This is a genomic window from Priestia megaterium NBRC 15308 = ATCC 14581 (assembly GCF_000832985.1).
Taxonomy (GTDB): Bacteria; Bacillota; Bacilli; order Bacillales; family Bacillaceae_H; genus Priestia; species Priestia megaterium.
The window spans coordinates 3,191,300-3,209,519 of the sequence record NZ_CP009920.1 but is presented as its reverse complement, the minus strand read 5'-3'; the positions used below and the strand labels follow the sequence as shown (position 1 = coordinate 3,209,519).

The following is an 18,220-nucleotide window of genomic DNA, read 5'->3' as shown; positions in this document are numbered from 1 at the left end:
ATGTTAGATATTGAACATGCTCGATAACTGTTTAGCTACAATCGCTCCTTGACCGGCCGAAGAGCTGATACTAGAAAACAAGGGAGTCGTGCAGGCGTCTCCAATGGCATAAATAGCTGGATTGCTACTTTGATGCACTTCATTGATGACGATGAGCCCGCTTTGCGTAGTGGTGACTTTTTCTTTAATGAGTTCAACATTGGGCGCTATGCCTAATCTGATCAGCACTGCGTCTACCAATAAATTCTCGCATTCACTGTTTTTACTTTTTAAATCGATCGATGTGACGTGATGCTTTCCGTGAATAGCCGTCACTTCGGTATCTGTCATCACTTTAACACGGGGGTCGGAAAGAACTTTTTCAACGTATTGCTCTCTTGCTTTAAAATGCGTAGAACGATGAATCAGATATACTTCTTTTGCTTTTGATGCTAAAAGATGTGCTCCTTCAAACGCCCGGTCTCCTCCGCCAATGAGAGCAACCCTTTTACCTTTTAACCGTTCTCCGTCTGCTGAAGCAGAATATACTTCTCCTCGGTCAATCATTTGCTGCTCACCAGGCACTCTGAGCTTTCGCTGACTAGAGCCCGTTGCTAAAATAAGATACGTATAGCCAATTTCTTTTTCTGTTTCTTGCTGCTTTACTTTTACTGTTTTAGAACGTTCATCAATGGAAATTACTTTTGTATTCGCTTCATATAAGCAGTCCATATCGATAAAATGCTGAACCATTTTGCGTTGCATTTCGATTCCATTTTCCGCTTGTATTCCGGGATAATCAATAATTTCATTATAAATCGTAAACAGCTGTCCGCCTAACTGTGCCTGTTCTTCAAGAAGCAAGCACTCAACGCCTAGCCTTTTACACCACACGGCAGCAGAGATGCCAGCGGGCCCTCCGCCAATAATCAGTACGTCAACATGTTGCATACAGCTCACCTCGCTTCTGCTTCTCAGCTTATATGGCTTTTTGTTTCTTTACATTTGTCGCTGTAAAAGAGATAAAAATTCTCCTCGAACCTCTGGTTTTTCCATAAATGTGCCTCGAACGGATGAAGTGGCTGTAGAAGCTGAAGATTTTTTAATTCCTCTTCCGCACATGCACATATGTTTCGCTTCAATAATCACCATGACTCCTTTTGGCTCTAACACTTCTTCGATTGCATCTGCAATTTCATTTGTTAGACGTTCTTGAACTTGAAATCTTTTTGCATATCCTTCTACCGTACGAGCAATTTTAGATAGACCTGTAATTTTTTTATCCGGTATATACCCAACGTGCGCAACGCCAAAGAACGGCGCAAAGTGATGTTCACACATTGAGTGAAATTCAATGTCTCGTATTAACACCAGTTCGTTGTGATTCACATCGAATGTTTTTTCCAAATGAGCTTTCGGGTCTTCTCGGTAGCCTTCCGTGTATTCTAAAAACGCCTTTAACACGCGGTACGGCGTCTCTTCAAGGCCGTCTCTTTCCGGATTATCTCCGCATAAATCAATCAGTTCTTTCACCGCATTCATAAATGTGTCAGCTTGACCGATTTTTTTATCTATTTCAGTTGAATTTGTTCCTAGTGTTTCTAAAAATTTTTGAGCAATTAAATTTTGTGTACTAAGTGCCATCTCTTTATGTCCTCTTCCCTTTTCTTAGTAAGTTTATTTTCAAATGATGGTTTTGTTTCAGCTATTTAAAAACGCTGCTTCAAAATCTTTTGCAGCAAGAGGCTTGCTAAACAAGTATCCCTGCATATGATCACAGCCATTTTCCATTAAAAACGCTTTTTGATATTCTTCTTCCACACCTTCTGCGATTACCTGGAGCTTTAAGCTTTGAGATAAGCTGATAATTGCCCGTGCAATTTCGCTATTGCTGTAATCTTCTTGAATATACTGGATAAAAGACCGGTCGATTTTTAAACAATCGATTGGTAATTTTTTTAAATAACTTAACGAAGAATATCCGGTTCCAAAATCATCGATAGAAATTGATATACCATATTTCTTTAACAGATGTAAAGCTTTAATCGTTTCTTCCGCGTTCATCAGCAATGTACTTTCCGTAATTTCCATTTCAAACCATGTGGGATCAAATCTATGGAGCGAAAGAAAGTGCTGTATTTCATTAACCAACACAATTGGATCTTGAAACTGCCGCGGAGAAAAGTTAACCGCTAGCGTCATTTTTTCGTTTCGTTCCTTGTTCCATTTGCTGACTTGAGAACAAGCTTTTCTCATGACAACTTCCCATAGAGACTGAATCAAACCGGTTTCTTCTGCTATAGGGATAAATACTTCTGGAGAAACAAATCCAAGCTCTGCGTCATTCCAGCGAACTAATGCTTCTACTCCGGTGATTACATTGCGATGCGCTTCTATTTTCGGCTGATAGTAAACGTCAATGTCACCTTTTTGAATTGCTTTTCGCAAGCGCGTTTCGATGTGAACTTTTTCAGCTTGTTTTTGATTTAATGAATCATGATAAATACTTACTTTGCTGCCGCCTTGTCTTTTTGAAGCATACATGGCGACATCTGCATACGTAATAAGCGTGTCCAAATTCGCAGAGTGCTCCGGATAAAAGCTTAATCCGCTGCTGATACTGACGAACACTTCATCACTGTCAATATAGCAGGGCTGTTGAACATAAGCCATGATCTTCTCGGTGATACCTTCAACTTCTTCCGGTGTAAAATCACTGAATAAAATAACAAACTCATCTCCTCCTTGCCTTGTAAGAAAGCTGTTAGCAGGAGGCAGACATTCTTTAATACGGTTGGCTATCAGCTGTATAAGCTGATCTCCTTTTGAATGCCCTAGCGTGTCATTAATATCTTTAAACCGGTCTATATCCATAAATAACACGGCTACGTGACGAATGGACTTTTCCTTCGACTCAACTAAGCGCCTGTTTAATTCTTCTTTAAAATATCTTCTGTTTGGCAACCCTGTCAAAAAGTCGTGGTAGGCATGGTACTCACTTTCTTCCTGACTTTTCTTTAAATCGTCCACATATGTTTTTAAAAAGTGAGAAAGGTGGTTGATGTTTGCTACAAGTCCTCCCAGCTCATCTTTTCTTCTTACATTCAGCACCTTGCCAAAATTGCCTTTGGCGATTTGATTTACGTGTTCCATAATATGTTTAATCGGCCGTGTAATGGATGTAGAGAAGACAAAGCTGATAATAAGGACAATAAAGATAAACGGAAGAGACAGCAGTAAATGTTTGATTAATTCTTGCTTCAGCTCTTTTTCAATAAGCCCGTAGTCATACACTACGCCTATCACGTAAGCTGGAGAGTTTTTTTCTTTAATCGGTACCAATGTTTTTAATACTTTTTTATGGTTGATTTCAGCAGTATAGCTTTGTGATTTCCCCGTTTTTAAGGCCTTTTGAATAGACTTTTTATCACGTTCGGTATTTCGATACGTGTAGGTACCGTACCAAATTGGCTGATCTTTTATTCTAATATATTTATTGCCGTTTAAATATACGTTTTGATTTCTTTTTCCGAAATTTTTCGGGTTAAAAGCCGTTAGTTCAAGAACGCCTTCAAGATTTTCCGTAAAACGGTCCATCACGTTCGTAGGGCCAAACCTTTTTTCAAAATCGAGGACGTGCTGATCCCGGAAATAAGGATCAATAATATAATTAGTAGACCCATCGTAATAATAACCCCATTTATCAATGTGATTAGGATTACTAGAAGCTACCTCAATCGGCCCGCTCCAATAGTGAGGTAAAGTCAATCCTTTTGTTGTCGTGACCGGCTGCTGAGAAAGCAGCTGCTGAAAAGATGTATACCAATAGCCCCACTCTTTTGTAGACATATTGATTTCTTTAGGGTCAGAAGATTTTACCCCTATAATATCACCTGCTACGGGTGCTAATAATGTAATATGAGATACCATCAGTTTTTTAGCCAGTTGTTTTAACTGGTCGTTGCTGATGTCATGATAATCAGCAGGTAAAGACTGTTGAATCGCAATTGAAGCCGTTCGTAATTCTTGTCCCATTCGATCTTCCATATAGGAAGCACTATTTTTGGAATTTTCGACTTCGTACGCAATTTCTTCTGTGACCAGCGTGATTTCCCTTTGGTTAAACTCTGTTAGTCTATTTTTTGATCGAATGTAGTGCAAGGTGTTATTCGCTAGTAGAATACACAATACCAGCAAAGTAAAGAATACGGACAACTTTTTCTTTATCGACACTAGTGATGGCCTCCTGTTTAAAGAACTGATCCGACAGTTTTAAAACCTGCCTGTATGCTCTAGCCTTACATCGGATACTATTCTTCAATTTCCACAAAAAGAGAATGAACTCATACAAAAAACCAACCGCTTTGGTTGGCTCTATTCTTAACTAATTATAAAACATATTAAATACATACTTTTATTTACATGGGTAGAACAAATTTGTATTACTATAATATTTTAACTGCTTTTGTGAAAATATCAATGCGTAAAATTTAACTTTCTTTATCCCTGCCGCTATTTCTTAAACTTCTTCAAAATTCGGTGATACCAGTAGATTCCGGCTCCCGTTAGTAAAATAATCGTTCCCCACTGATGCGGTAAAAACTTCAGCAGCCATATGGACATGATAATAGTTGCTACCGTTAAGTTACTCAGCCACTGTTCTCGGCTTAGCTTTTTCTTATTTACTACCACCGCTATATAACCAATGGGTGGCGCAAAAAAGCACAGCAGCATCAGAAACTTTTCTGAACGGTGCCAAGGCTGGTTTTCATTTTTCCTCACTTTTTCTATTTAAAATGAACTGATAGCCAAACGTCACAATGATTCCTGTCCAAAACATCGAGAGCGACGACATTAACTCGGCACGATTATAGGAATACATTATTATGTTCACAAAAAGCAAGAATAAAAGAATATAAAAACCTGCCGACACAGCTTTATTCCAATTTTGATGCTTCTGCTTAGAAGCATCTTTAAACAACTTCATCAAAACTCTCCTTTTACATCTGATACATCACTTGTCCATTTAGGAATTCTATATTTATGTTAGCATATTGGGTAGTTTTGGAAAATAGATAAAGAGAATTCTATAAAAAATCCATAATCAATAACATTAGAACTACAAAAAGATAATAAATGTAAATAAATAATCCTTTTTGACTATTATTTGCACACAAAACGTTCATATTAGTATACAATAATCTCAAAATATGTTTTTTAAGGAGATAAAAGGATGACAACAACTCATAATCAGCTAACAAACGCTTTTCACCGTACGCCGCACGATCAAAACACATTTCATTTTCTTGATGAAAAAGTAACGCTTCTTGTATCAGGTGAAGACACAAACGGAGCTTACGCCGTGGCACACGTAGTGAAACCAGCAAACCAAGGTCCCCCGCTCCATCTTCACGAACATGAAGACGAAACGTTTTACGTAAAGCGCGGCTCAATGATTTTTTACATAGGAGAAGAAATAATTGAAGCAAAAACGGGCGATTATGTTTTTGCTCCTAAAGGTATTCAGCACCGCTTTGTGACCGGACCAGAAGAAACGGAATTTATCCTTACTGCTTCTCCAGCAGGCTTTGATTCATTCGTTAAAGAACTCGGTACTTCCGTTCCCGCAAATGCTCCTCTGCCGCAAGTCGGACCACCTACTGAAGAAGAAATTATCGGTTTAGTTACCGTCTCTAAAAAATACGGCATTACCTACCCTGAAATTGAAAAAGAAATGAATAAAAAATAAACCAATACATAGAGATCTGCTCTTTACCGAGCAGGTCTTTTTTCTATTTTGGTTTCAATTTAAATGTGGAATAATTTAACACACCCTTGTTCACACTATACTTATCTGTTTTTTATAAATACGTACCATTTTTATAGATAGGAGGAAAGCCAATTGAACGCAGAAAGCAAGCGTTTGACTTCGCCTGAAATAACGAGTCTATGCGCGCAGTATCACCAGGATACGCTGGCGGCTTGCGTAGCAAAACACGTTCTAGCAACGGTAACGGATGCCGAGATTCGGTCGCTGTTTGCCTTTTCTCTGGAGTTATCAAAAAAGCATATTAAGCTGCTTACTGCCATTTTTCATGCCGAGCATTTTCCGCTGCCGAACGGATTTACAGATGAAGATGTGGATTTGCACGCACCTCCTCTTTTTACAGACTCGTTTTGGCTGAAGTATCTTCACGACATGACTATTCACGGCTTGTCAGGGTATGGCATTTCATTTAGCGTTTCGGTTCGCCGAGATATTCGAGATTATTATCATAAATGTAATTTAGATGCGATGGAAATCTACAATCGGTCGCTCGATTTGCTTTTAGCAAAAAATCTTTATGTGCCTGCTCCTTATTTTTTAAATCCAAAAAAACAAGAGCCGATCATAGATTTGTCTTACGCTCTTGATTTTGTCGGCAAGCAGCGCCTTTTAAACACAACGGAAGCCGGGAATATTTATTTTAATTTACGCAAAAGCATGGCAACCAAAGCGCTTTTAATTGCTTTTAAACAAGTGAGCAAACGAAAAGATGTGAAGAAAGTAATGGAGACCGGTCTTGATGTGGCCCACAAGCATATTGAGCTTTATTCTTCCATTATGCACGAAGAAAACCTTCATACGCCTCCGCTTTTGGATAATGAAATCACAACGTCTACGCATGCGCCTTTTTCAGAAAAGCTGATGACGTTTCACGCAGGCGCAATGTTTAAAGTAGCCATTACTTATTACGCAACGGCAATGACCACAAGCATGAGGCTCGATATTGTCGGGCACTGTGAAGCGTGTATTTTACGAGACTTAAAAGTAGCGGGGCGCTGCAGTGAAGTGATGATTAAAAATGGGTGGATTGAAAAGCCGCCTGAAGCAAGTGATCGTAAGCAAATGTAAGTTTTTTCATAGCGGCTCTTGACCTGAAACGCGTTTCATACTTTATGCTGTATTTATTCCCAACAGCCGGCGTGACACGAACGGTGGCGTTACGGCTGATATATTATCCATAAAAAAATCCGGTATGTTCACCGGATTTTTTGTATGCTTACATATTCATTTCTTTTTTATACGCCAAGTACGAATACAGATAAGGAATCGCCACGCACAGAACGATACTACCCCACATGATAACGGACTTGTATCCATCTGGTAAAAAAGCGCTAATAAGAATCAGCAGTCCGCCGATAAAAAAGAGCTTTCCAGATAAACGATGCGTCTTTTTCCATACGGTTTCATTGCTCAATGTCCACGGTGTACGAATCCCCATAAAATAGTTCGAGCGCACGCGCTGCAAGTAGTTTCCAATAATGATAAAAACGAGTCCAGCCATAATCGGAGCAATGTACGCCATCGGCATGTTATAGCCCAGCCCCTGTAAAATAGTACTCATATTTACAAAAAAGAATAATAGCAGTACAGCGTTTAACACGATGTTATACGTTTTTGAAAAGTATTTATAATTTTCTTTACGCGGGTCAATTCGCGGAACAAATGCGATGATAAAATAAATTAGTACCATGATGCCTACTGTTAAGATCATTGCGTTGATCTTCGTTGCAAATCCGTCTGCTTCTCCATTTGCTCCCCAGTGAATGGGCATCGTAGCTGGTAGGTGTGGCAGTGCAATGAGCCATGCAACCAGGGTTAAAAGGGTAATGCCTAAAGGAAATACGTGCTTTTTCATTTAACTCTCTCCTTTCTGAAAGCTGAAAAACCAGCCGATTAAATCTTGAAAAACGGTTGTATTTAACGAATAAATCACAAACTGCCCTCTTTTTTCATCTTGAACGAGGTCTGCTTGCTTCAAGATTTTTAAATGATTTGAGATGCTTGGTTTGGTCATATTAAAATACTCGGAAATTTCTCCTGCGGTTAAATCCCGCTCTTTTAGCAGCTCTAAAATCTTTCTGCGAGTAGGATCCGCTAAGGCTTTAAACGTTTCATTCAATTGAAGTTCATCTCCATCGTATTTAAGTATTTAGATAATTATCTAAATATTAAACTATAAAATATACTATGTCAATATTTTGAAAAGAGAACATGTGCATTTGACTCATTTTTTTGTTTTTTCAAAACAGTCCATGCATACAAACTGCGCCTCTTGATGTAGAAAAGCTTTAATTTCGGTCATGCCTCTTTTACTTGGATACTTCATCCGCGTCCATACTTCTTCATTCGGCTGAATTTCTTTTTGACAAACAGAACACTGCTCTTTTGTTCCAAACATATTATCCCCTCCATTTCTTTATCTAACTATACGTTTTACTAGCCAAAAGTTTCATAAAAAAGAGGCTGGAACGTACCCAAATCAATTCCAGCTAAAGACAAACAAATGAGAGAATGAGCTGAGCCGCTTGTGACACCGCTGGTGATTCCCATGCAAGACTTCGCTTTCCGCGGGCGGACGGTGAGCCTCCTCGTCGCTTGTGCTCCTGCGGGGTCTCACCTGTTCCGCTTTTCCCGCAGGAGTCTTCGTCTTGCCCTCCAATCACCAACTAAAAGCAACTAGAGACATGAAACCTACGTTCACTTTACCAATAAAAAAATCCGAACGAGTCGGATTCTCTCTCAAGAATCTCAATTCATCGTTCGGATTTTTCTTCAACTAAAATACTTATGTCCTAACCTCTTTTAAACATTATAGCGGCGTTACGTCTTCCTGTTGTTTTTGCTGTATTCTTTGCTTTTTCGATTTTCTGAAATGAAGCAGTTCATATACAACCGGAATGACTACAAGCGTAAGAAGAGTCGCAACGGCCAATCCTCCGATTACAACGACTGCTAGACTTTGAGAAACGAGGCTTCCGCTTTCGCTTTGTTTAAATAAAAGCGGCAGCATCGCACAAATCGTAGCAGCAGACGTCATAACAATTGGACGCATACGCGTAGCGGCTGCTTCGACAATCGCATCGCGCATAATCATTTTCTTTTCATTTTGCTTCACGCGGTCTAATAGTACAATGGCATTCGTTACAACAATACCAATCAGCATCAGTGCTCCAAGTAGAGCTGTTACGTCTACTGGAATGCGGCTGATTAATAACCCTAAAACGGCACCGATTGCTGCAAGCGGAAGTGAGAATAAAATCGCAAACGGCGTGCGGATTGTTTTAAACGTAATCACCATAATTAAGAACACAATACCAATTGACACGAGCATCGTAATGAACAAGTCAGAGAAATCTTCTCCTTGCTGCGTGCTTGCTCCTCCAATTACAACGTCAACATCTTTTGAAATCGACAGTCCTTTACTCTTACCGTCTCCAAAAATCGCTGTTTGGATGTTTTTATTAATCTCTGAAAGCTTTTCTGGATTGACATCTGCTGTTACTTGAATATATGGGTCTCCATTTTTATGAAACTGATTGGTCGGCTTTTCAGCTTGCGTTAGCGAAGCCACTTTTGAAACAGGCGACGGTCCTGTCTCTGTCATAATAGAAATATCTTTTAGCTCTTTTGGTGACGTTGGATTTAAGACAGATTCAAGAAGTACGTTTGCTTGCTTGCCTTCTAAATCTATCGCTCCAATCGGCGTTTTGTTCAGCATAACGCCAAGCTGCTGCGCTACTTGCTGCGTATTCGCTTTTGTTGGATCTACGTCTAAAGAGTAAATCGTTTTCTTTTCGTCTTGGTTCGTAGAAACTTTGTCTACTCCTTTTATATCGCTGATTTCTTTCTTAATGCTGCTTGCTGTTTTTTCTAACTTGTTCATGTCGTTTCCAATCACATCAACGGTAATGGAAGTAGTGGACGCTCCCATGAGTGAAGCAGCACTGACGCTAAGATCGCCTCCGTCATAGAGCTTCTTTTGATTTTGGATTCGTTTCATCAGCGAATCAATGTTTCCACTGTCTTTTACGATAATCGTATACGTAGCTTCAGTAGGCGAACCAACGTCTCCCCACTTGGCTCCTTCATCCGTATTACCAAGCTGCATATATACCTCTTTTACTTCTTTTTGAGCTAAAATATAGCGTTCAAGCTGCAGTGATTTTTCTTCTACGGTCTTAATTGGCGTGTTGTTTGGATAGCTTAACGTTGTGCTTACAAAGTCAGATGAAGAGTTATCAACCGCTCCTTTAGGCATCATTGTGTACGCGCCAATAGATCCGACAAATAAAAGAAGCGAAAGCAGCAGCACAACCCATTTATGATTAAGCGACCACGTAATGACCTTTGTAAAACGAACCGGCTGCTTGTGCTTGCGAAGTTTTTCATTTTTTAATAATCCCGCACTCATTAACGGTACAACCGTAAGCGCCACAATTAATGAAGACAGCAGTGAATACGTCAGCGTTAGAGCAAACGGAAGCATAAAGTCCTGAAGCCCTCCGTTTACAAGGCCGATTGGTAAAAAGACAGCTACTGTCGTTAACGTAGAAGCGGTAATAGCAGAGCCTACTTCTTTTGTCGCATCAATAATTAAACCAAGCGAAAACTCTTCTTTTTGCATTTTCCGGAAGATGTTTTCAATAACAACGATACTATCATCTACCAACCTACCAATCGCTACCGCTACTCCTCCAAGCGTTAAAATATTGAGCGTTACGCCTGATTTAGACAGTAAGAACAGCGTAAAGCAAAGCGATAAAGGAATGGATACAATTGTGATAAACGTAGAGCGAACGCTGCGTAAAAACAGCATGATGACAACGGTCGCAAAAAGTGCGCCTAGCAACACTTCTTTCATCATGGAATGAACAGAGTTTTGTACGCTGTCCCCTGTTGCAAAAAATACAGAAGCGTGCACATTGTTATAGTCTTTGTTAATTTGCTGAGACAGTTTTTTTACTTCTTTTGTAATGCTAACGGCGTTTGAGTGACTGTCTTTTGTCACAATAAGTAAAAGTGCATCTTTTCCGTTAATATGCGTCACGACGCCTTCAGGCTTTTTCACCTCTACTTTTGCAAGGTCCCCTAGCGTTACATTCGGTGCAACCGGCAGCTTTTTCACTTTGTCCAAGCTGTCAATTTTACCTGTTACGTTGATGTTGCTCGACTTGTTATTAATGACTTTTTCTCCAACTGCAAGCGACGTGTTTTTTCCTTCTAACACGCTGATGACTTTATCAATCGTCACGTTCTTTTGTGACAATTTTTTATTATCAACTTTAATAGACACGTAGGAATCCGCTGTTCCATACGTTTGAACACTCGCAATGCCTTTAACGTCTTTATATTTAGGGATCAGTTTTTTCTCTGCAAGATCCAGATTGTCTCTTGTTAATCCTTCTTTAAATGTAAGTGAAATATCTGCGATAGGAATCATAGAGGTATTTAATTGAATAACATTAGGCTTTGATACGCTGGCTGGAAGCTGCACCGAAGACAGCGCTTCTTGGACGTTTGTTTTTGCTTCTTTCATATCCGTTTTGGATTCAAATGAAATATCGATTTTGGAATAGCCGTCTCCCGTCGTCGAATACACGTTGCTTTTTCCTTTAACACCAGCTACCGCTTCTTCAATCGGTGACGTCACTTGTTTTTCCATCGAGTCTGCATCCGTTCCTTGCCCCATAACCACTACTGACACTTGAGGCTGATCAGCGGTCGGCAGGAACTCCATTGGAAGTGTAAAATAACTAATGACTCCTAAAGCTAAAATTAAAATAGACATAATGGTAATAGCCGCTTTGTTTTTGAACGACCATTTGGTGAGCCATGACATGAAATATCCCCTTTCACTTTTTCGTACAAACTCAGTCAAACATTTCTAAAATATGCTAAATGACTACTAAATTATACCTAATGTTTTTTGCCATTTAAAGACTTATTTTTGTAAAAAGTCCCATTATTTAAATTTAACATTCTTTACATATTCGTTTTGTTATATAACCTGCGTATAACCACGCAAAAAAAGACGCCGATACCCGGCGTCCCACATGTAGTAAGTGAAAGAAGAAGAAGAATATGCCTACGATTTATCAGGCAATTCTATGACCTTATTTGGTTTCTTCCCGTTTTTTTATGAAATAAACATATTTAGCATAAATTCCCTCAACTAGCAGCTCGATTGTGCTTTGCTTCCGTATCGTTTTGAATTTTTAAGGAAGTTAATAACGCCACGATGCTTCCGGCAAAGCCAAATAAAAACAAGTGATGAATGCCCGCCATAAAGCTTCCGCCTGAAGTCAGCAAAGCACCCATAATGGTAACGCCGATTGCTGTTCCCATGTTTCTGCAAAACATAAAAAATGACGTTGAAATACCTCTTTCATGTCCGCCTACTAATTGCTGTACACCAATGACGCCAACCGTAGAAAGCAGTCCAAACGATAGTCCTTGTACAATCATGACGCAAAACACATAAAAGAAACCGTGACTTTCATTTAGCATAAGCAGCAGTGTTCCTGAGCCAACCAGCAGCACATTTCCAATTAACAATAGCTTTCTGTAGCCGTGTTTTAAAATCCATTTACCCGCCGGCACGGACACAGACATCCATCCAACAGCTGTTCCTAACAGCGCAACTCCGCTCATAAACAGTGACAGATGCGCTACTCGCTGTAAAAATAACGGAATGTAGCTTGACGTTCCGAATAAAGCCACCGTTCCAATAAACGCATTGATATTAATCCATGACAGCGTTTTGTTTTGGAACATAGACAGCGGGACAATCGGAGAAGCATGTTTTCGTTCATGGAGATAAAAAATCACTAATAAAATAAGTCCCGCTACTGCATACACAACTCGGTTTTGTTCCACTACCGTAACGAGCAGCAGCGACGTAACGCCCGCTCCAAACAAAATGGCACCGATGTAATCGACTTTTGCTCTTTTCGGCTTATAGCTTTCTTGATATGGCATTAACGTCAGAAATGAAACAATACATACGGGTAAATTAATAAAGAAAATCCATCTCCACGTTAAATAATCCACAAAAAAAGCGCCTAAAAGCGGAGCCAACACAGCTGATAATCCCCACATCGTTGTAAAGAGCGCCTGAATTTTCCCTCTTTTCTCTACAGGAAATAAGTCTCCGGCAATAATAGCGGGAAAGGCCACCATAAACCCGGCTCCTATTCCTTGAACCGCACGGAAAAGAACAAGCTGAATCATCGTATTCGCCACGCCGCAAAGCATCGAACCAATTAAAAAAGCAATAATTCCAAACCCAAATACTTTTTTGCGGCCAAATAAATCCGATAATCTCCCCGCTACCGGAGATAAAATCGTACTTGCAATCATGTACGAAGCAAACGACCACGCGTACAAATCAAACCTTCCAAGCTCTTTTGCAATAACGGGCATCGTCGTATTCATTATCGTTGAATCAAGCGAAGCCACTAGCATTGCCAGCACAATACTAACCATTACGGACGTTCTGCTTTTCATGTAACAATCTCCTTATCTCTATAATCTGAGCATTTAGTTTACTCCTGCTTGATAGATGTTGTCTAGATTTGTGCATAAAAAAGCAGATAAAAAGCTGAACTATAGCTTTTTATCTGCTTTTTTGACAAGGCCAGCTAACCCCCTGATTGTCAGCAATGTAAAACTAACACTTGCAAATGTATGAAAGATGGTCCACTTTTTCCATTTAAACAGATTGCTATTTCTCTCTAAATACCACTGGCTGATACTCATCGGAACGCTCCACATCAAGCTTTTTAGTAAGATTGCAGGAAGCTTGTCTTCATAAGATTGTCTAACCCAAACCATACTTAGCAAAGGAAAAAACAGCAGATCATATAAAATATTAGTTGAAAAAATGCGAGGATACGGCCGAACAGGATATTTGATTCGATTCGTGTTTACAGCATAAGCATCAATAAGCGTGGCCAAAATCCCTTTTGCAAAAAAGACAATCAGCATTTCTTTAAATTTCGGTTTTTTTACAACAAAAGGAAAAAGAACTGCACACAACACAGTTAGCCCTTTTAGCAGTGTTCGTTCCATTTGTAACACTCTTTTCTTTGGGAATATCCATTAGTATGTACGATTACCGGCTAAAATAATAAGCAGGAATATAAAAAGCTTCTCACCGTAAAGGAGAAGCCTTTCTTTTCTTATTTTACATCTTCGCTTACCGGCTCTTGGTCAGACAGTTCTTTGTTTCGAGCCATAACCGCAAATCCAGCCATTATAATAATGCTGCTTGAAATTCCGTACAGGATTGGCGTAGTAGAAGAAAGTCCTTCAATCAATAGACCTCCAAGTACTACTAGTGTACTAACAACAATCGCTGAAACTCCTGCTTTTGGATGAATGTCTTTCCAAAACAGCGACACAACAAACGGAACAAAAATCGCTCCTGATAAAATGGCATACGCAACGTCTAAAGCAACAAGCACGTCTTGAATCCAAAGAGCAAAAATAATAGCAAGCACGCCGACAATAAGTGTATTCACACGGGTTAAAATTAAATAATTTTTCTCTGAAATATTTTTAAGCCACACTTTTTTAATAATATCGTTACTAATCAGCGTAGAAGACGCAAGCAGTGTTCCTGAAGCAGTTGACATCAGCGCCGAACAAACGCCTGCCAGCACGAGACCTAATAACCCTTGAGGCAGAATTTGAACTGCAAGCGTCGCAAATATGCTTTGACTGCTTTCTGCGTTTGGCAGCAGCAAATACGCACACATTCCAATTACACTTCCCGCAATCGCGTAGGCAATGCTGTACACACCTGCAAAAATGGAGCCGTTTCGCGCAATTTTTTCTGTTCGCGCCGTAAATACCCGCTGCCAAATATCTTGAGATACTGCCATACCAAGCGTATACAAGAGGAAATACTGAAAGATTTGACCGTATCCAATCGATGAAAAATCAAAATAAGATGATGGCAAATCTCCGGCAAGCGCTTTGAAACCTCCTGCTTCTGATACGCTCATTGGAAGCATAAATCCAAAAATCGCGACCGTCATCACAACAAACTGAATAATATCAGTGACCGTTACGCTCCACATTCCGCCTAAAATCGTGTAGAACAAAACAATCGAACCGCCAATTAGCATTGATGCCGTCATGTTCCAGCCAAGCAACGCATGAATGATCGTTCCCATTCCAATCACTTGAGTGACTGATACCATGAGTGTATAAATAGCGGCAACAACGGCGCTGATAATTTGCGCTTGAGCGTTATATCTTTTTCCTAGCAGCTCACTGATAGTGGTCACTTTCAACGACGAAATCCGCTTAATAAAAATCGTGCCAAGCGTAATGATTCCAAGTCCAATCATCGTCACGAACCAAATGCCAGACAGCCCGTGCTCGTAGCCAAGCTGAGCCGTTCCAATCGTTGACGCTCCTCCTAGAATAACGGCAGACAAACATCCTAAATACATGAACATCCCTAAGTTTCGCCCGGCTAAAATAAAATCTTCTGATGACTTTGCTTTTAACGAGCCAATGATACCAGCTACAACCAATACGCCAAAATAGACAAACATAACCGTCATATCCAGTCCGTTCATAACAGATTCCTCCTTATTATGGGTCAATCTATCTTTCATTGAAACAAAGAGCTTTCTAAAGCTTTAGATCACGTGAAGACTTGTGATTTCTGTCAATGCTTCGTCTAACACGCGAAGCCCGGCATCAATTTCTTCTTTTGTAATCGTTAAAGGAGGAATCATTCGAATTACTTCTCCGCTATTTCCGCAAAGGTAAAACAGCACCCCTTTTTCCAAACATTTGTCTAAAATCTCAAGAAGAAGGCTTCCGTCACCTTGCTTTGTTTTCGGATTAATAATTTCAATTCCAATCATTAATCCTACTGAACGAATACTTCCGATAACTTCATGCTTCGCTTTCAAATGCTGAAGCTGATCCGCTGCATATTTCCCCATTTCTTTTGAGTTTTCAATCAGCTTTTCTTCTTTTAGTACGTCCAATGTCGCAAGCGCTGCTGAACAAGCGATTGGGTTGCCTCCAAAAGTGGTTCCGTGTGTACCAATCGGCCACTTTTCCATTAGCTGCTTGGAAGCTACGGTAGCACTTAACGGAAGTCCTGATGCTATGCCTTTTGCGATTGCCATAATGTCAGGCGTCACGTCAAACGTCTGAGCTGCAAACCACTCGCCTGTGCGTCCAAAGCCAGTTTGCACTTCGTCAAAAATAAGCAGAATGCCATGTCTGTCACACACTTCTCTTATTTTTTGCAGCCACGCTTTCGGAGGGATCACGTAGCCGCCTTCTCCAAGAACCGGCTCTACAATCATGCACGCTACTTCTTCCGGAGTTACTTGATGCTTAAACAAAGTGTCAAAATCTCTTTCCAGCTTTTCCACGCAGTAGATTTCCGGATCTTCTCCTTTTGGACACTGAGTCGCGTCTGCATAAGGCACTTGATACGTTAAGCCCGATGGCTGAAGAAATTTCCGGTATTTGCTTTTTGATGTCGTCACACTAAGCGCTCCGAGAGAACGACCGTGAAAGCAGCCCGTAAACGAAACCGTATAAGGTCTTTGCGTAACGTACTTTGCCAGTTTTAACGCTCCTTCTATTGCTTCGGTTCCGCTGTTGGCAAAGAAAAAGCAGTCCAATCCTCTTGGCAATACTGTTTTTAATTCTTCAGCAAGCTGTAAAATAGATTTGTACATAATCACACCTGACGGGCCGTGCATAAGATGATCAACGCTTTCTTTAATCGCTTGTACAACTTTAGGGTGACGATGACCTGTATTCGCTGTTGCAATACCTGATGTAAAATCTAAATACGTTTTTCCGTCCACTCCGTAGTAGTAGCAGCCCTCTGCTTTTACCACGGGTAAATTAGGGTGATCTTTCGCCATGCTTGGTGCTAGTAAATCTGGTAAACTGTTCATTAACTGTGTAAGTGATGCCTGCGTCATCTGACTTCCTCCTCGCAATCTATCAAGTAATGTGTTTGTACTTGTTTTACATGCAAAGAGCGTGCCAAAGACGTTAAAAAACGGAATGTTTTTTTAATTTTCTAACAACTGAAGGCTGACTGATTCCAAGTGCTTCCCCTATTTCTGTTGTCGTTTTATACTGTTTTTTTGCTTTTACTAATATCTCTTTTTCCAGCTCGTTTAACGCGTCGTTAAGCTTCATTTCCCCATGTTCTTCAACGTGTTGAATCCGTTTTTTTCTATGCAGAGAATGCGGCAAATGCTCCATTGTAATCAGCGTTTGTGAAGACACAACCACGGCGTGTTCAATCACATTGATTAACTCTCGTACGTTTCCTTTCCACTCATGTGCAAGCAGTGCGTGAATAACCGCATTATCAAACGTTCTTTTTCGGTTGTATTTCTTTTCAAACTGCTCGGCAAAATGTGTGAGCAGCGGAAAAATATCTTCAGGGCGCTCGTTCAAAGATGGAATGGTAATCGGTACGACGCTTAAACGAAAATATAAATCTTCTCGAAATTCTTTTTCAGCAACGGCTTTTTCTAAATCTTTGTTCGTCGCTGCAATTAGGCGAAAGTCCACGGTTTTAGGCTTTCTTCCGCCAACGGAATAAAACTGTTTTTCTTGAATGAGCTTTAAGATTTTTACTTGATGCGCCGGTGACAGTTCTCCGACTTCATCTAAAAAAAGCGTACCTCCATCTGCTAATTCGACCAGTCCCACCTTTCCATTTTTAGATGCACCGGTAAAAGCACCCGCTTCGTAGCCAAACAGTTCGGCCTCAAATAAATGATCTGGAATGGCCCCGCAGTTCACTTCAATAAACGGCCCTTTGCTTCTTGTACTTTTGTTATGTATCAGCTTAGCTACGTGCGTTTTTCCTACTCCTGACTGCCCTAAAAGTAAAATATTTACGTCTACGTTCGAAACGTGAACAGCCGTACGAAGAACGTGCTGCATCTTTTCGCTGTTGCATACAATTCCTTCTGTTGATAGATTTTGGTTCCGCAGCAGCATAAGCTCGCTCTTTACGCGCTGCATTTCGCCTTCCATCGCATCAAGATATGTTTTCATTTCCATAAGCTCCGTCACATCATGAGAATAGCTGACGATTCTTTTAATCTCTCCTTTTTCATCTTTGACAGGAATGCCTGTAACGAGCACTTGCTTGCCTTGTTTAGTTGTTTGTACAAGCGTAATTTTCTTCTTTGTTTCAAGCACAATTGGCGTAACGATTGGCGTAAACAACCCTTGTTTTTCAAGTTCATAAACAGACTTTCCCAGCAGTTTTTCAGCTTTTACGTCGTAAATATTTCCCGTTCCTTCATGTATCCGGACAATGATGCCTTTTTCATCCGTCACAAGCAAATCATCTTTTAATGAATGAAGGATCCACTGATTTTCATTCCATTCTGAATTCAT

Annotated in this window: 17 protein-coding genes; 2 read left to right on the top strand and 15 right to left on the bottom strand. The window is 40.2% G+C overall.

The window, feature by feature from the left end; translation table 11 throughout:
• Positions 1–3: 3 nt before the first annotated feature.
• The 5 genes from BG04_RS16855 to BG04_RS16835 all read right to left on the bottom strand — a co-directional run bounded on the left by BG04_RS16855 (position 4) and on the right by BG04_RS16835 (position 4,966).
• Positions 4–930 (bottom strand): NAD(P)/FAD-dependent oxidoreductase, encoded by a 927-nt coding sequence (locus BG04_RS16855; protein ID WP_034653863.1) that lies wholly within the window; start codon positions 928–930, stop codon positions 4–6.
• Between the two features lie 48 nt (positions 931–978).
• The gene (gene folE, locus BG04_RS16850) at positions 979–1,623 is read right to left on the bottom strand and encodes a GTP cyclohydrolase I FolE (protein ID WP_013055793.1); all 645 of its coding nucleotides are present in this window, start codon (positions 1,621–1,623) and stop codon (positions 979–981) included.
• Positions 1,624–1,680: 57 nt separating this feature from the next.
• Complete coding sequence (locus tag BG04_RS16845) at positions 1,681–4,212, bottom strand: EAL domain-containing protein (RefSeq protein ID WP_034653865.1); 2,532 nt, start codon at positions 4,210–4,212, stop codon at positions 1,681–1,683.
• 279 nt (positions 4,213–4,491) lie between these two features.
• Entirely contained in the window at positions 4,492–4,761 is a 270-nt protein-coding gene (locus tag BG04_RS16840; protein WP_034653868.1) for a hypothetical protein, read from the bottom strand.
• Positions 4,748–4,966 carry a hypothetical protein gene (locus BG04_RS16835; protein WP_034653871.1) on the bottom strand — a complete coding sequence of 73 codons (219 nt, stop codon included), beginning with the start codon at positions 4,964–4,966 and terminating at the stop codon, positions 4,748–4,750. The genes BG04_RS16840 and BG04_RS16835 overlap by 14 nt, the downstream gene beginning before the upstream one ends.
• A gap of 246 nt (positions 4,967–5,212) precedes the next feature.
• Here BG04_RS16835 and BG04_RS16830 point away from each other — a divergent pair, with 246 nt between their 5' ends.
• Together BG04_RS16830 and BG04_RS16825 are read left to right on the top strand one after the other, a co-directional pair.
• Positions 5,213–5,728: a cupin domain-containing protein gene (locus tag BG04_RS16830; protein ID WP_034653874.1), complete on the top strand. Its 516-nt coding sequence runs from the start codon at positions 5,213–5,215 to the stop codon at positions 5,726–5,728.
• 153 nt (positions 5,729–5,881) lie between these two features.
• Entirely contained in the window at positions 5,882–6,874 is a 993-nt protein-coding gene (locus BG04_RS16825) for a DUF3231 family protein (RefSeq protein WP_034653877.1), read from the top strand.
• A 148-nt stretch (positions 6,875–7,022) separates the two neighbouring features.
• Here the strand turns inward: BG04_RS16825 and BG04_RS16820 are convergent, their stop codons facing one another.
• The 10 genes from BG04_RS16820 to BG04_RS16780 all read right to left on the bottom strand — a co-directional run bounded on the left by BG04_RS16820 (position 7,023) and on the right by BG04_RS16780 (position 18,220).
• Positions 7,023–7,661, bottom strand: a complete 639-nt coding sequence (locus BG04_RS16820; protein ID WP_034653880.1) for an SdpI family protein — start codon at positions 7,659–7,661, stop codon at positions 7,023–7,025.
• Positions 7,662–7,925 (bottom strand): autorepressor SdpR family transcription factor, encoded by a 264-nt coding sequence (locus tag BG04_RS16815; RefSeq protein WP_013082079.1) that lies wholly within the window; start codon positions 7,923–7,925, stop codon positions 7,662–7,664.
• Positions 7,926–8,030: 105 nt separating this feature from the next.
• A complete protein-coding gene (locus BG04_RS16810; RefSeq protein ID WP_034653883.1) occupies positions 8,031–8,204 on the bottom strand; it encodes a hypothetical protein in 174 nt (57 codons plus the stop codon).
• Between the two features lie 91 nt (positions 8,205–8,295).
• The gene (locus tag BG04_RS31000; RefSeq protein WP_168797078.1) at positions 8,296–8,469 is read right to left on the bottom strand and encodes a hypothetical protein; all 174 of its coding nucleotides are present in this window, start codon (positions 8,467–8,469) and stop codon (positions 8,296–8,298) included.
• Between the two features lie 146 nt (positions 8,470–8,615).
• Positions 8,616–11,645 (bottom strand): efflux RND transporter permease subunit, encoded by a 3,030-nt coding sequence (locus BG04_RS16805; RefSeq protein ID WP_034653886.1) that lies wholly within the window; start codon positions 11,643–11,645, stop codon positions 8,616–8,618.
• Between the two features lie 329 nt (positions 11,646–11,974).
• Positions 11,975–13,312 carry an MFS transporter gene (locus BG04_RS16800; RefSeq protein ID WP_034653888.1) on the bottom strand — a complete coding sequence of 446 codons (1,338 nt, stop codon included), beginning with the start codon at positions 13,310–13,312 and terminating at the stop codon, positions 11,975–11,977.
• Positions 13,313–13,411: 99 nt separating this feature from the next.
• Entirely contained in the window at positions 13,412–13,876 is a 465-nt protein-coding gene (locus tag BG04_RS16795) for a CBO0543 family protein (protein WP_016766452.1), read from the bottom strand.
• A 110-nt stretch (positions 13,877–13,986) separates the two neighbouring features.
• A complete protein-coding gene (locus tag BG04_RS16790; RefSeq protein ID WP_026106757.1) occupies positions 13,987–15,396 on the bottom strand; it encodes a sodium:solute symporter family protein in 1,410 nt (469 codons plus the stop codon).
• A gap of 63 nt (positions 15,397–15,459) precedes the next feature.
• Entirely contained in the window at positions 15,460–16,776 is a 1,317-nt protein-coding gene (locus BG04_RS16785; RefSeq protein WP_034653891.1) for an aspartate aminotransferase family protein, read from the bottom strand.
• Positions 16,777–16,849: 73 nt separating this feature from the next.
• Positions 16,850–18,220, bottom strand: a complete 1,371-nt coding sequence (locus tag BG04_RS16780) for a sigma-54 interaction domain-containing protein (protein WP_230586584.1) — start codon at positions 18,218–18,220, stop codon at positions 16,850–16,852.